Source organism: Lacrimispora sanguinis (assembly GCF_044987295.1).
GTDB classification, from domain to species: domain Bacteria; phylum Bacillota; class Clostridia; order Lachnospirales; family Lachnospiraceae; genus Lacrimispora; species Lacrimispora celerecrescens_B.
This window is the reverse complement of the sequence record NZ_CP173277.1, coordinates 1,607,185-1,626,060: the sequence shown is the minus strand read 5'-3', so window position 1 is coordinate 1,626,060 and position 18,876 is coordinate 1,607,185. Positions and strand designations below refer to the sequence as shown.

At 45.9% G+C, this 18,876-nt stretch carries 19 protein-coding genes; 13 read left to right on the top strand and 6 right to left on the bottom strand.

Features of this window, described 5'->3' with window-relative positions; translation table 11 throughout:
- Positions 1–3: 3 nt before the first annotated feature.
- Positions 4–804 (bottom strand): ATP-binding cassette domain-containing protein, encoded by an 801-nt coding sequence (locus ACHZES_RS07610; protein ID WP_038278915.1) that lies wholly within the window; start codon positions 802–804, stop codon positions 4–6.
- Positions 805–1,184: 380 nt separating this feature from the next.
- Here ACHZES_RS07610 and ACHZES_RS07605 point away from each other — a divergent pair, with 380 nt between their 5' ends.
- From ACHZES_RS07605 to ACHZES_RS07560, 10 genes are all read left to right on the top strand, one after another.
- Positions 1,185–1,568: a helix-turn-helix transcriptional regulator gene (locus ACHZES_RS07605; protein ID WP_051835053.1), complete on the top strand. Its 384-nt coding sequence runs from the start codon at positions 1,185–1,187 to the stop codon at positions 1,566–1,568.
- 38 nt (positions 1,569–1,606) lie between these two features.
- Positions 1,607–1,831, top strand: coding sequence for a cation transporter (locus tag ACHZES_RS07600; protein ID WP_038278913.1), 225 nt, complete (start codon positions 1,607–1,609; stop codon positions 1,829–1,831).
- Between the two features lie 16 nt (positions 1,832–1,847).
- Entirely contained in the window at positions 1,848–3,716 is a 1,869-nt protein-coding gene (locus ACHZES_RS07595) for a heavy metal translocating P-type ATPase (protein WP_154521672.1), read from the top strand.
- Between the two features lie 153 nt (positions 3,717–3,869).
- Entirely contained in the window at positions 3,870–5,207 is a 1,338-nt protein-coding gene (gene glnA, locus ACHZES_RS07590; RefSeq protein ID WP_038278907.1) for a type I glutamate--ammonia ligase, read from the top strand.
- A 42-nt stretch (positions 5,208–5,249) separates the two neighbouring features.
- The gene (locus tag ACHZES_RS07585) at positions 5,250–5,798 is read left to right on the top strand and encodes an ANTAR domain-containing response regulator (RefSeq protein WP_038278905.1); all 549 of its coding nucleotides are present in this window, start codon (positions 5,250–5,252) and stop codon (positions 5,796–5,798) included.
- Between the two features lie 15 nt (positions 5,799–5,813).
- Positions 5,814–6,626, top strand: coding sequence for a diaminopimelate epimerase (dapF, locus tag ACHZES_RS07580; protein ID WP_038278903.1), 813 nt, complete (start codon positions 5,814–5,816; stop codon positions 6,624–6,626).
- A gap of 17 nt (positions 6,627–6,643) precedes the next feature.
- Positions 6,644–7,879 (top strand): LL-diaminopimelate aminotransferase, encoded by a 1,236-nt coding sequence (locus ACHZES_RS07575; RefSeq protein WP_395548378.1) that lies wholly within the window; start codon positions 6,644–6,646, stop codon positions 7,877–7,879.
- A 93-nt stretch (positions 7,880–7,972) separates the two neighbouring features.
- A complete protein-coding gene (locus ACHZES_RS07570; RefSeq protein ID WP_038278897.1) occupies positions 7,973–8,428 on the top strand; it encodes an Lrp/AsnC family transcriptional regulator in 456 nt (151 codons plus the stop codon).
- A gap of 91 nt (positions 8,429–8,519) precedes the next feature.
- Entirely contained in the window at positions 8,520–9,290 is a 771-nt protein-coding gene (locus ACHZES_RS07565) for an N-acetylmuramoyl-L-alanine amidase (RefSeq protein ID WP_038279317.1), read from the top strand.
- 129 nt (positions 9,291–9,419) lie between these two features.
- The gene (locus ACHZES_RS07560; RefSeq protein WP_154521666.1) at positions 9,420–10,322 is read left to right on the top strand and encodes a DUF368 domain-containing protein; all 903 of its coding nucleotides are present in this window, start codon (positions 9,420–9,422) and stop codon (positions 10,320–10,322) included.
- A 93-nt stretch (positions 10,323–10,415) separates the two neighbouring features.
- Here ACHZES_RS07560 and ACHZES_RS07555 read toward each other — a convergent pair whose 3' ends face one another.
- On the bottom strand, positions 10,416–11,705 hold the full coding sequence (locus ACHZES_RS07555; RefSeq protein WP_038278891.1) for a peptidoglycan-binding protein: 1,290 nt from the start codon (positions 11,703–11,705) through the stop codon (positions 10,416–10,418).
- Between the two features lie 108 nt (positions 11,706–11,813).
- Positions 11,814–12,011 (bottom strand): hypothetical protein, encoded by a 198-nt coding sequence (locus ACHZES_RS07550; RefSeq protein ID WP_038278888.1) that lies wholly within the window; start codon positions 12,009–12,011, stop codon positions 11,814–11,816.
- 257 nt (positions 12,012–12,268) lie between these two features.
- Here ACHZES_RS07550 and ACHZES_RS07545 point away from each other — a divergent pair, with 257 nt between their 5' ends.
- Together ACHZES_RS07545 and carB are read left to right on the top strand one after the other, a co-directional pair.
- Complete coding sequence (locus tag ACHZES_RS07545; RefSeq protein WP_395548379.1) at positions 12,269–13,342, top strand: carbamoyl phosphate synthase small subunit; 1,074 nt, start codon at positions 12,269–12,271, stop codon at positions 13,340–13,342.
- Positions 13,342–16,545: a carbamoyl-phosphate synthase large subunit gene (gene carB, locus ACHZES_RS07540; RefSeq protein ID WP_395548380.1), complete on the top strand. Its 3,204-nt coding sequence runs from the start codon at positions 13,342–13,344 to the stop codon at positions 16,543–16,545. Before ACHZES_RS07545 ends, carB begins: the two co-directional genes overlap by 1 nt.
- Before the next feature lie 40 nt (positions 16,546–16,585).
- Here the strand turns inward: carB and ACHZES_RS07535 are convergent, their stop codons facing one another.
- From ACHZES_RS07535 to ACHZES_RS07525, 3 genes are read right to left on the bottom strand one after another with little or no spacing between them, the layout of a single operon-like run.
- Positions 16,586–17,206 (bottom strand): manganese catalase family protein, encoded by a 621-nt coding sequence (locus tag ACHZES_RS07535; protein ID WP_154521657.1) that lies wholly within the window; start codon positions 17,204–17,206, stop codon positions 16,586–16,588.
- Positions 17,206–17,502, bottom strand: coding sequence for a spore coat protein CotJB (locus ACHZES_RS07530; protein WP_089992655.1), 297 nt, complete (start codon positions 17,500–17,502; stop codon positions 17,206–17,208). Before ACHZES_RS07530 ends, ACHZES_RS07535 begins: the two co-directional genes overlap by 1 nt.
- Positions 17,502–17,690: a spore coat associated protein CotJA gene (locus ACHZES_RS07525; protein WP_089992659.1), complete on the bottom strand. Its 189-nt coding sequence runs from the start codon at positions 17,688–17,690 to the stop codon at positions 17,502–17,504. The genes ACHZES_RS07530 and ACHZES_RS07525 overlap by 1 nt, the downstream gene beginning before the upstream one ends.
- Positions 17,691–17,891: 201 nt before the next feature.
- Between ACHZES_RS07525 and ACHZES_RS07520 the strand changes: the two genes are divergently transcribed.
- Positions 17,892–18,815 (top strand): NYN domain-containing protein, encoded by a 924-nt coding sequence (locus ACHZES_RS07520; RefSeq protein ID WP_395548381.1) that lies wholly within the window; start codon positions 17,892–17,894, stop codon positions 18,813–18,815.
- The last annotated feature ends 61 nt before the right edge of the window (positions 18,816–18,876 follow it).

Sequence of the window (18,876 nt, the reverse complement as noted above, 5' to 3'; positions counted from 1 at the left end):
CTCCTATATCCGGTAATCCCGGTAAAGGGCGGCAATGATCTCATCTAGTGTGGCCTCTTCTTTGGGACGGTGGGACTTTAAATCGGAGAGGGTGCCATCTAATAGCAGACGACCTCTTCCAATTAAGAGGACCCTGTCTGCCAGGGCATCAATGTCCTGCATATCATGGGTCGTAAGGAGGACCGTTGTCTTGTGCTCCTTATTCTGCTTTCGGATGAAGTCCCGAACCGCAAGTTTGGATACTGCATCCAGACCAATGGTGGGTTCATCCAGAAATAGGATTTTAGGCCTGTGGAGAAGAGAGGCTGCAATTTCACAGCGCATCCGCTGGCCTAATGACAGTTGCCTGGCCGGAGTGCGTAAAAGTTCGCCTAAGGATAAAAGCCCGGTCAGCTCGTCAAGGGTTTCCTGGTATTGGTGTGTGGGAATTTCGTAGATGTCGCGGAGCAGTTCAAAGGAATCAAGGATGGGGACATCCCACCAAAGCTGGCTGCGCTGGCCGAAGACAACGCCAATGTCCTTTACATGTTCCTTACGTTCCTTCCATGGGATCCGGCCATTGATCATACAGGTGCCGTTATCCGGTGTCAGTATTCCGCTTAGAATTTTGATGGTGGAGCTTTTCCCTGCTCCATTCGGTCCGATATAGCCTACCATTTCTCCGTCACCTATGGTAAAGGAAATATCGTTAAGAGCGTGGATGAGTTCCACCTCCCGGTGAAAAAGGGCCTTCACTGCTTCTGAAAAGCCGGCACTTCTTCTTGTGACCTTAAAGGTCTTGTTCATGTGTTCCACTTGAATCATATTAGTTCCTCCTGGTAGTAATATTTGAGAATCCGTTCTTTCCGGCAGCGGGCAGTTCTTTATTAAAAAAGAAACTTGTCATGACCAGCCAGAGGATCCTAATATCTTGCCAAGCGGTGAGCGTCATTGGTTGCCCCAATGGTTACGCTGCTCTCCGGAATCAGTAAATATCTTTTTCCGGGGACTCTACCGTGGTATCAATATTCTCTTTTCCTGAATGTCAGATGTGAAATTAGATTGGAAAAGGACCTTAAGTCTATCACTGCCGATTAAGGCTGTCAAGTAAGCCGGAAAAAACTCTTGACAAATTTTGAAAAAGTGATAATATAAACATATGAACACTTATTCATATAATAATATAAGGGTTAAGGAGGTACCAAATGGAGCAGGACAGCAAAAAGAACATTCAGGATTATGAAATCGACCAATGCGATTTTATCTGCGTTCACGAAAACGTTGTGAGCCAGGTGCTAAAGGTCATGCCCCAGGATCAGGAGCTTCTTGATCTGGCAGATTTCTTCAAAGTATTTGGTGATGCTACCAGAATAAAAATACTCTATGTACTCAGCCAGTCAGAGATGTGTGTATGTGATATCGCAAATCTTTTAAAAATGGGCCAGTCAGCTATTTCCCATCAGCTTCGGGTGTTGAAGCAGATGCGTCTGGTGAAGTTCCGCAGAGAAGGAAAGACTGTATTTTATTCTCTGGCCGACGGCCACATCGAGTCAATTCTGGCTCAGGGGATGGAGCATATCAATGAGTAATGAAGTCTGATAAAAAATTATAAAAGGAGAGAATGGTTATGAAAAAGATTATTAAACTGGAAGGCTTATGCTGCGCCAACTGTGCGGCTAAGATTGAAGAAGAGGTAAAAAAGTTAGCTGGTGTGGAAAGTGCAGCCTTAAGCTTTATGACTCAACGGATGACCATGGAAATCGAAGAAAGTAAGTCGGATGAAATCATAGAGGCAGCCAGAAAGATATCAAACAAAATTGAGCCGGAAGCAGAATTTAAGGTGATTCGGTAAGAACAAAGGAGCAGCTATGACAAAGAAACAGAAACGGATGACAATAAGGCTAGCGGCCAGCGCCCTGTTTTTTGCAGCAGGGATGATTGTAGAAGGAAAGGCTGCCTGGTACTGGATCTTCTTTTTGATCTCCTATCTGGCAGCAGGATATGATATACCTTTAAGAGCAGTACGGAATATTATAAACGGACAATTTTTCGATGAAAACTTTCTTATGACAGTGGCGACCTTCGGCGCCATCGGCATCGGGGCTTTAGAAGAAGCGGTAGGGGTTATGCTGTTTTACCAGGTAGGTGAGCTGTTTAACGATTACGCAGTAGATAAGTCCAGAAAGTCCATCACCGATCTTATGGATATAAATCCGGAATATGCGAATCTTATTAAAGATGGGAAGGAAGAGAAGGTAGACCCTTATGAAGTTTCCATAGGAGACAGGATCGTTATAAAGCCGGGAGAAAAGGTACCGCTTGACGGTATCGTCGTAAAAGGAACCGGAGGTCTGGATACCAAGGCCCTGACCGGAGAATCCATGCCGGTGGAAGTGAAGGAAAACGATGCGATATTAAGCGGTTCCATCAATTTAAACGGTGTGCTGGAAGTTGAAGTAACGAAGCTGTTTGATGACTCTACGGTGGCAAAGATCATGGAGCTGGTGGAAAATGCCAGTTTTAGAAAAGCAAAAGCTGAGAACTTTATTACCAGATTCGCAAAAATCTATACACCGGTTGTGGTGAGTCTGGCTCTTATTCTGGCAGTGATTCCGCCTCTGCTGTTTGGCGGTGAATGGGGAACCTGGATTTACCGTGCCTGCAGCTTTTTGGTTGTATCCTGTCCGTGTGCCCTGGTGATATCCGTGCCTTTAAGCTTTTTTGGAGGACTGGGTGCTGCCTCCAGGCATGGAATTCTTATGAAGGGAAGCAACTACCTGGAAGCCATGGCTTCTTTGGATACGGTTGTCTTTGACAAAACAGGAACCCTGACAACAGGGAAATTCCAGGTCACAGATGTGGATCCGGTGGAAGGAACAAAAGAAGAGCTATTAAGACTGGCTGCTTATGGAGAGTTTCATTCCAACCACCCCATTGCTTTATCGGTTAAGGAAGCTTATGGAAAATCTGTTGACGAGACATTGATCGGCTGTGTGGAAGAGATTGCAGGTTATGGCATCAAGGCAGAGATTAAAGATGGGGAAAGACAACAAGAACTTTACATCGGCAATGCAAGGCTTATGAAGCAGAAGGGAATTGAGATCACTGATCAGGGATCAGTGACAGGGACCTCCCTTTATGTGGCAGATGGAAGCCGCTATCTTGGTTCCATCACCATTTCCGACACCATTCGGGAAGATGTGCCCATGGCCTTAAAAGGACTAAAGGCAGCCGGAGTCAGGAAATTGGTAATGCTGACCGGTGATAAACCGGAAGTTGGTCAGGCGGTTGGCGAAAAGCTTGGGCTTGATGAAGTTCACGGCGGACTGCTTCCCGGTGACAAGGTGGGAAAGGTAGAGGAGCTTTTGTCAAGAAAACAGGAAGGACATAACCTGGCCTTTGTGGGTGACGGCATCAATGATGCTCCGGTCCTTGCCCGTGCCGATGTTGGAATCGCCATGGGAGGAATCGGCTCCGATGCGGCAGTGGAAGCTGCGGATGTGGTGATTATGACAGATGAACCTTCAAAGCTTATAGACGCCATTGCAATTTCAAGAAAAACCGCAAGAATAGTAAAGCAGAATATTATTTTCGCCATTGGAGTGAAAGTACTCATTCTGATATTATCGGCGGCCGGAATAGCGACGATGTGGGCAGCCGTATTTGGAGACGTAGGTGTCTCAGTGCTTGCCATTTTAAATGCCATCCGGGCGTTAGCATATCAAAGTAATGAATAAAAAATATTGACAAATTTTTTTCTAGCTGTTATATTTTACACATATGACGGGGTGGTGCAAAGATGGTCCATTGATGTGAGACTGTATTTGCCTACCCTTTTTCCTATACAGGAAAACGTGTTTCTTATGGTTTTTTAGAAGGGAGAAAGCATTATGAACAAGTACAGCAAAGAAGATATATTCCGGATCGTAGAGGAAGAGGATGTGGAATTTATCCGGCTTCAGTTCACTGATATTTTCGGTATGCTGAAGAACGTTGCAATTACCAGAAGCATGCTTGGGAAGGCTTTGGATAACCGCTGCATGTTCGATGGCTCTTCCATTGAAGGCTTTGTAAGAATGGAAGAATCTGATATGTATCTTTATCCGGATCTTGATACCTTTGAAATCCTGCCATGGCGTCCCCAGCAGGGAAAGGTTGCCCGCCTGATGTGTGATGTGTATTGCCCGGACAGAACGCCTTTTGAAGGAGATCCCAGATTCGTTCTGAAAAAGGTATTAAAAAAAGCCAGGGACATGGGATTTGAATTCCACGCTGGGCCGGAATGTGAATTCTTTCTTTTCCATATGGATGAGGAAGGACGACCAACAACGGAAACCCATGAAACGGCAAGCTACTTTGACGTGGCTCCCATTGACTTAGCTGAGAATGTCCGCCGGGATATGGTGCTGACTTTAGAGGAAATGGGATTTATGATCGAAGCTTCCCACCATGAAATTGCACCGGGACAGCATGAGATTGATTTTCAATATGCGGAAGGGATGGTGACGGCGGATAACATCATGACCTTTAAGATGGCGGTAAAGACCATTGCCAAGCGCCATGGACTTCACGCTACTTTTATGCCAAAGCCAAAGGCAGGGGTCAATGGTTCCGGAATGCATATCAATATGTCGCTGTCTGATTTAATGGGCAGAAACATGTTTGAGAATGAGGAAGATGAGCTGGGCTTAAGCAAGGCTGCCTACCAGTTTATAGCCGGACTCCTTTATCATATAAAGGGAATGACCATACTTACCAATCCTCTGGTCAACTCCTACAAGCGTCTGGTTCCCGGATACGATGCTCCGGTTTATATTGCATGGTCAGCCAAGGCAAACAGAAGTCCCCTGATCCGGATTCCTTCTACCAGAGGGGCAGGTACCAGGATTGAGCTCCGCTGCCCGGATACTGCCGTTAATCCGTACCTGGCTCTGGCTGCCTGTCTGGCTGCCGGCCTTGACGGAATTGAAAAAGAGATGACTCCGCCGGAGAGCGTTGACAGGAATATTTTTACCATGCATCCGGAGGAAATTTTGGAAAAAGGTATTGAACATCTGCCGGAGACACTGGGAGAGGCCATTGAGGCTTTCCGCAAAGACGATTTTATGAAAGAAGTGTTGGGCGAACATATCTACACCAAATACCTGGAGGCCAAGGAAAGCGAATGGCATATGTTCCGGGTGCAGGTGACGGATTGGGAAGTGGAAGAATACCTGTATAAGTACTGATGGTTCCTGTTTTCTGATACGGTTATCTGGAGGTGAGAGTGTTTGACCAATGTGATAGTGGCATTTTCCAGAGAAGAGGATGCAAAAAATATTAAAAATATTCTTGTGAGAAATGGCTTTATGGTAGCGGCGGTCTGCACCTCCGGCGCCCAGGCAGTAAACAGTGCTGATGAGCTGGGCAGCGGAATCGTAGTATGCGGCTGCAGGTTTGCAGATATGGTATTTAACGATATTTACGAATGCCTTCCGGGAGGCATGGAGATGCTTCTTCTCATGTCGCCGAGCCAGTGGAGCGGCAGGGTACCTGAGGGCGTGGTCTGCCTGGGTCAGCCCTTAAAAGTTCAGGACCTGGTAAGCTCTTTAGAAATGATGGTGGAGTCCCTTTCCAGAAGGCGGAAGAAATTAAAAAGCCAGCCAAAAGAGCGAAGCATGGAAGAAAAAGAATTAATCAGACAGGCAAAGGAACTTTTGATGGAACGAAACCATATGTCCGAAACGGAAGCGCACCGGTATATCCAGAAATGCAGCATGGACAGCGGAACCAATATGGTGGAAACCGCTCAGATGATCGTGAGCCTGATTAACCGATAGCTATGGGAGAGAATGATGAAATTTACTAAGATGCAGGGAATAGGCAATGATTATGTTTATATCAATTGTTTTGAAGAATCCGTGGAAGATCCGGCGGAGCTTGCAAGAAAAGTCAGCGACCGCCATTTTGGTATCGGATCGGATGGACTGATTCTCATTTGTCCGTCAGAAACAGCGGACTGCCGCATGCGGATGTTTAATGCCGACGGTTCGGAGAGTCAGATGTGCGGCAATGGGATCCGCTGTGTAGGAAAATATGCTTACGATCATTATCTTGTGGAAAAAACGGAATTTGATGTGGAAACCGAAGCAGGGATAAAACACTTAAAGATTAAGCCGGAACACGGCAGGGCTGTTGAAGTTACGGTAGATTTGGGAGTGCCGGAGATCACCAGCCAGGTACCGGAGTTGATTTGTGTGGAAGGAAAAGACTATGAGTTCATTGGCATTTCCATGGGAAATCCTCATGCCGTTTACTACATGTCTGACATTGACAGTCTGGATCTTCTGGCGATGGGACCTTCCTTTGAAAACCATAAGCGTTTCCCAGAGCGTACAAATACCGAATTTATTGAGGTGGTGAACCGTGACTACATCCGCATGCGGGTATGGGAGCGAGGCAGCGGGGAAACTTATGCCTGCGGAACGGGAGCGGCTGCCAGCGCAGTTGCTTCAGCCTTAAGCGGCCGTACTTCCCATACGGTGGAGGTAGAATTAAAGGGTGGCAATTTAACCATCCACTGGGACCGGGACGGAAGCGGCCATGTGTTCATGACCGGTCCGGCGGTAGAAGTGTTTGAGGGAGAATTTGACATAACAAATCTTTAGGCTAACAGGAGGAACCAATGGTAAAAATTAATGAAAATTACTTGAAGTTACCGGGAAGCTATCTTTTTTCCACCATTGCAAAAAAGGTAAATGCTTTTACCGAGGAAAATCCGGGTAAGAAGATCATCCGGCTGGGGATCGGAGATGTGACGCAACCCATTACGCCTGCTATTATTAAAGCTCTTCATGAAGCAGTGGATGAGATGGGACATAAGGAAACTTTTCACGGTTATGCGCCGGATCTGGGGTATGGATTTTTAAGGGAAACCATTGCAAAGGAAGATTACATGGCCAGAGGCTGTGAGATATCCCCTGATGAGATCTTTGTCTCGGACGGAGCTAAGAGCGATTGTGGAAATATCCAGGAAATCTTTGATGAAAGCTGTAAAATCGCAGTCTGTGACCCGGTATATCCGGTTTATGTGGATTCGAATGCCATGGCGGGAAGAACCGGGGAATATGAGGAAGAGGCCGGAAAGTGGAGCAATGTGATTTATATGCCCTGTACGGCTGAAAATCATTTTGTACCTGAACTGCCTAAAGAGATACCGGATCTTATTTACTTATGTGTTCCGGGCAATCCTACCGGTACGACCCTGACAAGAGACCAGTTAAAGGTCTGGGTGGATTATGCCAATGAATGCGGTGCGGTGATCCTTTATGATGCAGCCTATGAAGCCTATATCGCTCAAGATGATGTACCACATTCCATCTATGAGATTGAAGGCGCAAAAACCTGTGCCATTGAATTCCGTTCCTTTTCCAAAAATGCCGGCTTTACCGGAATCCGCCTGGGATTTACCGTCATTCCCAAAGCTTTAAAACGGGGAGGGATTTCCCTTCATTCCCTGTGGGCCAGACGCCATGGAACTAAATTCAATGGAGCCCCTTACATCGTTCAGAAAGCAGGGGCAGCGGTCTATTCGACCGAAGGAAAAGCCCAGCTAAAGGAACAGGTGGCTTATTACATGAGAAATGCGAAAGTCATTTACACGGGATTAACGGAAGCCGGATGTGAAGTTTATGGTGGTGTCAATGCCCCGTACATCTGGTTAAAAGTACCGGCGGGAATGACCTCCTGGGAATTTTTTGACCGGCTTCTAGAGGAAGCCGGTGTGGTGGGAACTCCTGGAAGCGGGTTCGGACCAAGTGGCGAAGGATATTTCCGTCTGACCGCATTTGGAACCTATGAGAATACCATAGAAGCCATTGAGCGGATGAAAGAAATGCCATCCCTTAAAAATAAACATTGACAAGTTTTTAATGATTGATTATGATAATTTTAAGAACAAGAGCGTTCAGTACCCTGGTGGTGCTGGCGCTTTTCTTCTTTTTAGGAGGAAATAATGGACGACATCGATAAAAAAATAGTGAAAGAACTGCAGAACAATGCCCGGGCATCCCTAAAGAATATAGCGGAAACCGCCTATCTGTCTTCTCCAGCAGTTTCCGCCAGAATTGAAAAGCTGGAACGGGAAAAAATCATCACCGGATATCATGCGGCGGTGGATTCAAGGAAGCTGGGATATCACATCACCGCATTTGTAAGTCTTGATGTTTCCTCGGCGGATAAAATCCGGTTTTATGAAGACATGGAGTCCATTCCCAATGTGCTGGAGTGCAACTGCGTCACAGGAGAATACTCCATGCTTGTTAAAGTAGCCTTTCCAAGCACCATGGAGCTGGATCTTTTTATCGGGCAGCTTCAAAAATATGGAAAGACCAGCACTCAGATTGTATTCTCTACTCCGGTAGGTCCAAGAGATATGGATGTAATGGCGGAAATAGGAGAAAAAGAATAAATGTGGTACGAAAAAATGGTACCCAGAAGGCTGCCCTTACATACTTTATATAATAGAAGTAGTGAAGGGAGTTTTTCTTTTGGCTGAGAGAATGATCGTAGTAATAGATGCCGGTCACGGCGGCACAGACCCAGGTGCGACCTATGACGGACGGCAGGAAAAGGATGATAACTTAAGGCTTGCGATGGCTGTAGGAAGAATTCTTGCAGACAACGGAATGGATGTCAGGTATACGAGAACTGACGATACCTACAATACGCCCCTTGAGAAGGCCGTGATGGCCAACGATGCGGAAGCAGATTTTCTTGTTTCCATTCACCGAAATGCCATGCCGGTTCCAGGTACCGGTTCCGGAATAGAGGTTCTTGTATTTGAAGATAAAGGGGTGACGGGCGCGCTGGCCAAAAACATAGGTGAATCCTTAAATAAGACGGGATTAGCCAACTTAGGTACAGTAGAACGTCCGGGGTTAGTAGTTCTCAGGCGGACAAAGCTGCCATCGGTTCTGGTGGAAGCAGGATTTATTGATAACGAAGAAGATAATAATCTGTTTGATCAGAATTTTCAGTTGATTGCCCAGGGGATTGCAGAGGGCACTCTGAATTCTATAAAAGAACAGGTATCCACACCCGCCGAATATTATCAGGTGCAGACAGGAGCATTCCGGGTTCACACCCTGGCCGAAGATCAGGTGAATAGTTTAAAGGCCCAGGGGTTCCCGGCATTTGTTGTTTATGAAGATGGACTTTATAAGGTTCGTGTGGGAGCATTCCGCAATATTGACAATGCGGTACGCATGGAGCATGCTCTCAGGCGCAGCGGATATAATACGTTCATGGTCAAGAGACCGGCTGTATTTTGAAATTAGCCGCCGGGACGCAGGCTTTTAAAAAGAGCCGCGCCCCAGCGGCTTTTGGCAAGGGAAAAATGTATTAGAAGCGGTTAAAAAGGCATAGGATATACCATATATATAAAATTCAGGAGGAATTGCTTGGAGTATATCAGTGAACTTCTAAAGGGTGTTATCATTGGTGTGGCGAACATACTTCCCGGCATCAGCGGGGGAATGTTAGCCATTACCATGGGAGTGTATGATAAGATTATTCATGCGGTAACGCAGCTGTTTCGGGAGCCTTTAAAAAGCCTGCGGATACTCCTTCCCTATGGGGTGGGGGCAATGGCCGGTATTGTTTTTCTGTCTCTCGCATTTGAATATCTTTTCCATACATATCCGCTCCAGACCAAAATGGCATTTTTAGGATTGATTGGAGGCGGGCTCCCTACCTTGTTTCAAAAGTCATTTTCAAAAGACCGGGAAGACAGAAAGAAGGGAATTCTAACGGCTGCCCTTACCTGCGGCGTGGTAATTCTCATTACCTTTATTGCTGAAACAAATATTACTTCCGGCAGCAGCGGAGAGGGAATGAATATGGCTTCCGGCGCGGCGTATCTTTCTTCCGAAAAGTTCTGGGTATTTACGCTGTTTCTGGTGGGCCTGGTAGCTGCGGCCACCATGGTGGTTCCTGGAGTGAGCGGGTCCATGATTATGATGATGCTGGGTTTTTATGAACCCATATTGCAAACAAACAATGCTTGCATAAGAGCTCTCTCTTCCTTTGATTTCCAAAGCCTTTTGTTCAATGGAACGGTGCTGGTGCCTTATGCGGCAGGTCTTTTGATAGGCGTTTTTCTGTTTGCAAAAGTGGTGGAACGTCTTCTGACCCGCCATAAACGACAGATGTACCGGGTTATCATAGGCCTGGTGTTTTCCTCTCCTTTTGTCATCTTATGGGATATGCCGTGGGAAATGGTGAAGCTGTATGAGCTGCTTGGAGGAATTGCACTTGCTTTGCTGGGATATGTGGCAGCTGAGCTGCTTGGGGGAGAAGGATAGAGAACATAGAAAAAGGAGGAATGGGTTCCTCCTTTTTTATATGCTTGCCTGATAAAAATGCGAATATATCTTAGGGCTTTATGAACTGGTTTTTTAAGAGTATTCTGCGATTCGAGTAATCCCTACATAAATGTGGGAAATCCTGTACCATGTGGCAAAATCAATGATACCGGTTACCGGGAGGCCGAAGATGGACTGGAACTGCCGGACGGCGTTTGCGGTTGCCTGACCATAGATTCCGTCGGCCGTGATACGTGGAATCGCAGTATAGACGCCAGCGATTGTATCAAGCTGCTCCTGGACCTGGCGAACCTTATCTCCGCTGGCACCGATGGTTAAGTTGTAACCGGGGAAGGAGGAGGGGATTCCGGATACCTGCTCGGCGGTGTTGATATACATATTGCTTCCATAAAAGTGCCGCAGTATTTCAATAGCGGAGTAGCCTTGTTCTCCAAGGGTTAAACTTCCCCACTGAGTCATCCAGTTAGGACATTGGACCCTGTTGCCGTCACAGTACTGAGTAAGTATGGGCTGCCTGATGCCGGGGCGCGATAAGTAACTATTAAAGATTTCATCGACGACCTGGGAAATGCTTTCATAAATGTTTCGTCCATAGATCCATTTATGGTCAAAGGCTGTGGAAGATGTAATGGTGAAATCATATCCCTTGTTTCTATACCATTCTGTATAAACCCGGTTTAAAGTAAAACTCATGATAGCAAGGACATTAGCGGTTATAGTGGCCTTGGGCCATGTGGCGTAAATTTCGCTGGAAGCTACGTTTTTAATATAATCAAGGTATGGAACGTAATAATTGGTAGCCGTTGGATCGGTGGGGACTCCGTCGTGGACTACGATAGTCTGGGGGATTACCACCCGGCTTAAAACGATTTCTCCGGTTTCTGCCACTGTTTTTACTTCATCTTCCGCAATTTTTGGGGGATACTCCCCATATAGGGTGTGGTCCGGAATAACAATGGGGACGTCCGGAGATATTTCTTGCTGGATCGGAACCATGCGTACCGGCTGTATGGCTGTGGTGTCCGGAAGGATTTCCGTGCCGGAGATGACGACGGGCTCAAATCCCTGGGCCCGGATGTTAACGGTGTATTCCGAGTAAGGTTGGATAAGGCCAGGTGATAAGCTTAAGTCAAGGGGAGGAGCAGCTAGACTGACCTGTTCCGTCTGGCCGGAAGAATCGGTGGTAAGCTGTTCCACGGTACTTTCAGGATCTCCTTTGTAGGCAATGGAAACCTCTGCATCCCGGACGGGAAAGTTGTTTTCCTGGGAAACGACGTTTACCTGAAGAATACCGGTATATGCGGCTTCCTGTTCGCCGGAAGCATTTGTTTCCTGGGCCACGGCAGTTATGTATTTTTTCATAGAATGCCCCTTAATGGATTGATTATTATTAAATATATTAAGGGGTAAAAGGAATAATTACAAAAGCTCCCGCAGGTTAAAGATAAATTTTAATCCTGCGGGAAGCTTTTAGAAAAAGGATGATTTTGTTTCTTGAAACATGGACTCCACATAGTTTCGCATTTCATCCCGGCTATCCACGTTTCTGGCTCCGTCAACGATCCTGTCTCTCTCTTTTTCTGAGAGGCCGGCAAACCGCGTCAGAATATCCGAGTGCTGCGCTAACTCCATGGTAAAGCCAATGGGCAGTTCGCTGTTATCAATCATATTTTATCACCTCAGCCTTAGTCTGTGCGAATTGTACCGAAACTATACTTTTGAAAGAATAACAAGGGGATTTGCATTATTATGCATGATAATATGATGAAATATTATATTATGCAGTATTTATAAGAAAAAGTAAGTATAATTTATAAGAAGAAAACAGTTGAAAAATGTCGCGGCATCATGTATAATCTATTCAATTTGGGCATTCATGCTCAGACATGCAATGAGCAATATCAAAGAAAGGACAGGACTTGCGTATGAAAGCTTTTTTAATACTGGAAGACGGTACTGTGTTTACAGGATCGAGCATTGGTTCAACCCGGGAAGTGATCAGTGAGATCGTTTTCAATACTTCCATGACAGGTTATTTGGAAGTCCTAACCGACCCCTCCTATGCGGGGCAAGCGGTTGTGATGACTTACCCCCTGATTGGTAATTACGGTATTTGTCATGAAGATATGGAATCATTAAAACCTTGGCCGGATGGCTACATTGTCAGAGAATTATCTAGAATTCCCAGCAATTTTAGAAGCGGGGATACCCTTCAGCATTTCTTAAATGAACACAACATTCCAGGTATCAGTGGTATCGATACAAGAGCCCTAACAAAAATTCTAAGAGAAAAAGGAACCATGAACGGCATGATCACTACAAATGATAGTTTTGATCTTGACGAAGTCATTTTGCGTATGAAAACATACTCTGTGACTGGTGTGGTGGAGAAGGCTACCTGCAGGGAGAAATATGTTCTTCCCGGCAGCGGGAAAAAGGTGGCCCTTTTGGACCTTGGAGCTAAGAAGAATATTGCCCGCTCCTTACAGGAGAGAGATTGTGAGGTAACGGTTTACCCGGCATCGACAAAAGCAGAGGAAATCCTCGCTGCCCGTCCTGACGGAATCATGCTGTCCAATGGGCCTGGTGATCCCAAAGAATGTGTGGAAATTATTGAAGAAATAAAGAAACTATACCAATCCGATGTGCCGATTTTTGCCATCTGTCTGGGGCATCAGCTCATGGCCCTTGCAACAGGAGCGGATACCCATAAACTGAAATACGGCCACAGGGGCGGCAATCATCCGGTAAAGGATTTAGAAACCGGACGGGTTTATATCTCCTCTCAGAATCACGGATACGTGGTTGATGTGGATACCATCAATCCGGCAGTGGCGGTTCCGGCCTTTATCAATGTCAATGACGGGACCAATGAGGGACTGAAATATACGAACAAAAACATATTTACCGTGCAGTACCACCCGGAGGCCTGTCCGGGTCCCCAGGATTCCAGCTACTTATTTGACCGGTTTATAAAAATGATGGAGGTGGGAAAATAATGCCGAAGAATCAGGATATTAAAAAAGTGCTCGTTCTTGGCTCCGGCCCTATTATCATCGGCCAGGCAGCAGAATTTGATTACGCCGGAACCCAGGCCTGCCGTTCCCTGAAAGAAGAGGGGATCGAAGTGGTCCTGTTAAACTCCAACCCGGCGACCATCATGACGGATAAGGATATTGCAGATAAGGTTTACATTGAACCCTTGACCGTAGAGGTGGTGGAACAGCTCATCTTAAAAGAAAAACCGGACAGCGTCCTACCAACTCTTGGCGGGCAGGCAGGCTTAAACCTCGCCATGGAACTGGACGATAAGGGATTTTTAAAAGAGCATCATGTACGCCTGATTGGAACCACGGCTCTTACCATTAAAAAGGCGGAAGACCGGGAGCTGTTTAAAGAGACCATGGAAAAGATCGGCGAACCGGTGGCACCCTCTGATATTGTCGAACATGTGGAGGACGGCCTAAAGGTAGCTGAAAAGATCGGATATCCTGTGGTGCTTCGTCCCGCCTATACTTTAGGAGGTTCCGGGGGAGGAATTGCTGATAATCCGGAGCAGTGCCGGGAGATCCTGGAAAATGGACTTCGTTTATCCCGCGTAGGACAGGTTCTTGTGGAACGCTGCATTGCAGGCTGGAAGGAGATCGAATACGAGGTGATGCGTGACGGCGCGGGCAACGTGATCACCGTATGTAATATGGAAAACATCGACCCGGTAGGCGTTCATACCGGTGACAGCATTGTGGTGGCTCCTTCCCAGACCTTGGGGGATAAAGAATACCAGATGCTCCGTACTTCTGCCTTAAGGATCATCAGCGAACTGGGAATCACAGGAGGCTGCAACGTTCAGTATGCCCTTCACCCGGAAAGCTTTGAGTATTGCGTGATCGAGGTAAATCCCAGGGTCAGCCGTTCCTCGGCTCTGGCCTCCAAGGCAACCGGTTATCCCATTGCAAAAGTTGCGGCAAAAATCGCAATGGGCTATACCCTGGATGAGATAAAGAATGCGGTGACAAAGAAGACCTACGCCAGCTTTGAGCCGATGTTAGATTACTGTGTCGTCAAGATGCCCCGCCTTCCGTTTGATAAATTCCTAAGTGCCAAGAGAAACTTAGGGACCCAGATGAAAGCCACCGGTGAGGTCATGAGCATTTGCACCAATTTTGAGGGCGGTCTTATGAAGGCCATTCGTTCACTGGAACAGCATGTAGACAGTCTGATGTCCTATGACTTTACAGGACTTACGGACGAAGAACTGACCGAAACTCTTCATCTTGTGGATGACCGAAGGATCTGGGTCATTGCCGAAGCATTAAGAAGAGGCTTTTCCTATGAACAGATCCATGACATTACAAAAGTAGATGTGTGGTTTATTGATAAGCTGGCAATTCTTGTGGAAATGGAAGAAGCCCTTAGAAATGGGCCTCTTACTTTAGATCTCTTAAAGGAAGCAAAGCGGATTGAATTTCCGGACACAGTCATTTCCAGGCTGACTAAAATTCCTTTGGAAGAAATCAGCCGCATGAGAAAAGATAACGGCATTACAGCCGCATTTAAAATGGTGGATACCTGTGCCGCCGAATTTGCTGCTGAAACTCCTTATTATTATTCCTGCTTTGGAAGTGAGAATGAAGCCATAAAAACAACAGGAAAAAAGAAGGTGCTGGTTCTTGGCTCCGGCCCCATCCGCATTGGACAGGGAATTGAATTTGACTTCTGTTCGGTTCACAGTACATGGAGCTTCCGAAGGGAAGGTTATGAAACGATTATAGTCAATAACAATCCGGAGACCGTTAGTACGGACTTTGATATTGCAGATAAGCTGTACTTTGAACCCCTTACCCCGGAGGATGTGGAGAGCATCGTTGACATGGAAAAGCCTGATGGGGCGGTGGTCCAGTTCGGCGGCCAGACAGCCATTAAGCTGACGGAGGCTTTGAGCAAGATGGGAGTTCCCATTCTGGGAACAGCAGGGTCTGATGTAGATGCGGCAGAGGACCGGGAGCTGTTTGATAAGATCCTGGAGGATTGCGGGATCCCAAGACCTGCGGGCCAGACGGTATTTACGGCGGAAGAAGCCAAGAGGGCAGCAGGAGTGCTTGGATATCCGGTGCTAGTAAGGCCTTCCTATGTGTTGGGCGGCCAGGGCATGCAGATTGCCATCTCTGACCAGGATATTGACGAATTTATTGGGATCATCAACCAGATCGCACAGGATCACCCCATTTTGGTAGACAAATATATCCCAGGTAAGGAAATCGAAGTGGATGCGGTTTGCGACGGTGAGGATATTCTAATTCCCGGGATTATGGAGCATATAGAAAGAGCCGGCGTTCATTCCGGTGACAGCATTTCCATATATCCGGCTCAGAGCATAAGTGAATCAGTAAAGGAAAAGCTGGTGGAGTATACAAGAAGGCTTGCCAGAGCCCTGCACGTTAAGGGAATGATCAACATTCAGTTTATTGTAAGCGGAGAAGATGTATATGTCATAGAGGTGAATCCCCGGTCTTCCCGTACCGTGCCTTATATCAGCAAGGTGACCGGGATTCCCATCGTTCCCTTAGCAACTCAGGTCATCTGCGGACATTCCATCAGGGAGCTGGGATATGAACCCGGACTTTCGCCGGAAGCAGATTATATCGCTGTAAAAATGCCGGTATTCTCCTTTGAAAAGATTCGGGGCGCCGATGTTAGCCTGGGTCCGGAGATGAAGTCCACCGGAGAGTGCTTAGGGATAGCAAAGACCTTTAATGAGGCTCTTTACAAGGCGTTTGCAGGAGCAGGAATCAAGCTTCCAAGGCATAAAAACATGATCATAACCGTGAAGGATTCCGATAAGGAGGAGGTCATTGACATCGCCAGAAGATTCCAGGCTCAGGGATACAAGATATTTTCCACATCAGGAACGGCAAGGGTGCTTAACAATCATGGGATAAAAGCTTTTATGGTGCGCAAGCTGGAACAGGAATCGCCAAACCTGCTGGACTTAATCCTGGGCCATGAGATCGATCTGGTCATTGATACGCCGACTCAAGGGGCGGACAGAAGCAGGGATGGATTTGTAATCCGAAGAAATGCCATTGAGACCGGTGTAACGGTTTTAACTTCTTTAGATACGGCAGCAGCCTTAGTGACCAGTATGGAAAACAAAGCCAAAGAACTGACTCTGATTGATATTGCTAAAATTAAAAATAAGTAAAAAATGCTGGGGCAAGTAGGTAACCTGTCCCAGCATTTTTTTATTGCATTGTGGATTTGACAAATTGCTTATCAAATTCCGGGTTATAATAATAAAAGTTTTTAGGATTTAAATTAGATTTGATATTTTCAAGAGCTTCGCCAAACCGCTGGAAATGCACGATTTCCCTTTCCCGTAGGAATTTTAAAGGTTCTCTGACATCAGGATTCGGTATGATCCGAATGAGGTTGTCATAGGTTGTCCTTGCTTTCTGCTCGGCTGCCAGGTCTTCGATCAAATCGGTAATGGCATCACCCTTGGACTGGAATTCACAGGCATTAAATGGAACTCCGCCTGCCGCCATAGGCCAGAGAGCTGTTGTATGGTCAATATAGTAAGCATCAAACCCGGCAGTCTTAGCCTGTTCGATAGTCAGATTTTTCGTCAGCTGGTAAATGATAGAGCAGATCATCTCCAGATGCCCAAGCTCTTCCGTACCAATGTCTGTTAATAGTCCTCCCACTTCCTTGCATGGCATGGAATATCTTTGGGAAAGATATCGCATGGAAGCTGCCAGCTCTCCATCAGGTCCGCCAAACTGGCTGATAATGAGAGAGGCTGTTTTCGGGCATGTTTCTTTGATATTTACAGGGAACTGCAATCTCTTTTCATAATTCCACATTATAAGTTACCTCCTTCCCAAGGCAGCGGTCCGTCTACCCAGGTAAAATGCTTTTGACCTGCATATTTTGTATTTGTTTCTGTTTTGTTGTTGGTATCAGGGCAGACACAGTTGATGGTTAGAGGTTCAAAGTTTTCTGCATAGGTTTTTAAAAGTTGTTTTCTTTGTTCCATAGCCTGCTTAAAGGCTGTTAATGCATTTTCATCCACCGGATGGGTATCTAAATACAATGTTAAATCATTAACAGTAAAGCTTACTTCTGTGATCTGCTTTAAAAGAGCCTTTTGATCTGCCATTACTGATCACCTCCCGTTACGTAAAAAGGAAGATTAAGGGATGGGAAAATAGTCCCATGTTTTAAAGCTGTCTGCGGATCATAAGGTTGTTCCCAGGGCTGCATGGGAATCGTAGCAATACCCAGTTGAACTGTTTTTGTAGGTGTAGCAAGATTGGCCTTTGTTGTGCCACATTCACATGAATTCATAATAACGCTCCTTTCTTCGTGTTTCATTGATTCATTGAGCTTTCTTCTTTAGTATGGTTGAAATAGAGGAAAATACGTTACAAAAATTCTCCCATTTTAACCACTGTAATGATATTGTAATAATTAGAAAAATGAAATATAATGGAAATGCAGAATCGAATTGACATAAAAAGAAAATTAAAAAGACGGGAGAGCAGAGTGTTGAGTGACAAGAAATTTGCAGTATTGATTGATTCGGATAATATCTCCGCAAAGTATATTACAAGTATTCTGGATGAAATGACCCGCTACGGTGTTATTACTTACAAAAGGATCTACGGGGATTGGACGAGCTCCCAGATGGGAAAATGGAAAATGGAGCTTTTGGAGAATTCGATCACCCCAATCCAGCAATTCTCCAATACCGTAGGAAAGAATGCAACCGATTCCGCCCTTATTATTGACGCTATGGACTTGCTTTACACGGACAATGTAGATGGATTCTGCATCGTATCCAGTGACAGCGATTTCACCCGCTTAGCCAGCAGACTTCGGGAGTCCGGCAAGGAAGTCATCGGAATGGGGGAGGATAAGACTCCCAAATCGTTCCGGGCGGCCTGTACGGTTTTTACTAATCTTGAGGTCCTCCTTGATCAGGAAGAGGATGGTACTGGAGGAGGCGCCATAGGAAAAGAGGTGATCGATCAGGATATCACTTCAATTCTTTTAGAAAATGAAGACAAAAATAAGGCGACAGGCTTGGGAGAGATCGGCAACCGCCTTGTGAAAAAATACTCTGATTTTGACGTGAGAAATTACGGCTACAGCTCCCTTTCCAAATTTTTGGAGGAAATGGGCGGTTTTGAGCTTAAAAAATCCAACAATGTGGTAACTGTTCGAATGAAGGATAACCGTACCAAAAAGCAGGAGTTAGATGATTTTGCAGTTGGTCTGGTAAAGGGCAGCGGAAAGAACGGTATGGAACTGGCGGCTCTGGGAAATGGCATACATCGGAAGTTTGCTGATTTCAAGGTAAAAGATTACGGGTATTCCACCTTCTCAAAATTTGTCCACAGCATTGGACAGCTGGAGGTCCGGGAAAATAAAAATAATAATAAGACCGTGTATTTGAAAAAAGATGAATAAATAAGGTTGGCCAGGAAAACAAGATCTATGTTTCCTGGCCGTCTTAATTCTATAAGATATG

What these genes read in the sequence shown, in the direction of transcription:
- dapF (WP_038278903.1), top strand. Translation starts at nt 5,814, where the DNA reads ATGAAATTTACTAAGATGCAGGGAATAGGCAATGATTATGTTTATATC.
- ACHZES_RS07570 (WP_038278897.1), top strand. Translation starts at nt 7,973, where the DNA reads ATGGACGACATCGATAAAAAAATAGTGAAAGAACTGCAGAACAATGCC.
- ACHZES_RS07535 (WP_154521657.1), bottom strand. Translation starts at nt 17,206, where the DNA reads ATGTGGAATTATGAAAAGAGATTGCAGTTCCCTGTAAATATCAAAGAA.
- ACHZES_RS07565 (WP_038279317.1), top strand. Translation starts at nt 8,520, where the DNA reads ATGATCGTAGTAATAGATGCCGGTCACGGCGGCACAGACCCAGGTGCG.
- ACHZES_RS07600 (WP_038278913.1), top strand. Translation starts at nt 1,607, where the DNA reads ATGAAAAAGATTATTAAACTGGAAGGCTTATGCTGCGCCAACTGTGCG.
- ACHZES_RS07575 (WP_395548378.1), top strand. Translation starts at nt 6,644, where the DNA reads ATGGTAAAAATTAATGAAAATTACTTGAAGTTACCGGGAAGCTATCTT.
- ACHZES_RS07610 (WP_038278915.1), bottom strand. Translation starts at nt 804, where the DNA reads ATGATTCAAGTGGAACACATGAACAAGACCTTTAAGGTCACAAGAAGA.
- carB (WP_395548380.1), top strand. Translation starts at nt 13,342, where the DNA reads ATGCCGAAGAATCAGGATATTAAAAAAGTGCTCGTTCTTGGCTCCGGC.
- ACHZES_RS07550 (WP_038278888.1), bottom strand. Translation starts at nt 12,011, where the DNA reads ATGATTGATAACAGCGAACTGCCCATTGGCTTTACCATGGAGTTAGCG.
- ACHZES_RS07555 (WP_038278891.1), bottom strand. Translation starts at nt 11,705, where the DNA reads ATGAAAAAATACATAACTGCCGTGGCCCAGGAAACAAATGCTTCCGGC.
- ACHZES_RS07545 (WP_395548379.1), top strand. Translation starts at nt 12,269, where the DNA reads ATGAAAGCTTTTTTAATACTGGAAGACGGTACTGTGTTTACAGGATCG.
- ACHZES_RS07595 (WP_154521672.1), top strand. Translation starts at nt 1,848, where the DNA reads ATGACAAAGAAACAGAAACGGATGACAATAAGGCTAGCGGCCAGCGCC.
- glnA (WP_038278907.1), top strand. Translation starts at nt 3,870, where the DNA reads ATGAACAAGTACAGCAAAGAAGATATATTCCGGATCGTAGAGGAAGAG.
- ACHZES_RS07530 (WP_089992655.1), bottom strand. Translation starts at nt 17,502, where the DNA reads ATGGCAGATCAAAAGGCTCTTTTAAAGCAGATCACAGAAGTAAGCTTT.
- ACHZES_RS07605 (WP_051835053.1), top strand. Translation starts at nt 1,185, where the DNA reads ATGGAGCAGGACAGCAAAAAGAACATTCAGGATTATGAAATCGACCAA.
- ACHZES_RS07525 (WP_089992659.1), bottom strand. Translation starts at nt 17,690, where the DNA reads ATGAATTCATGTGAATGTGGCACAACAAAGGCCAATCTTGCTACACCT.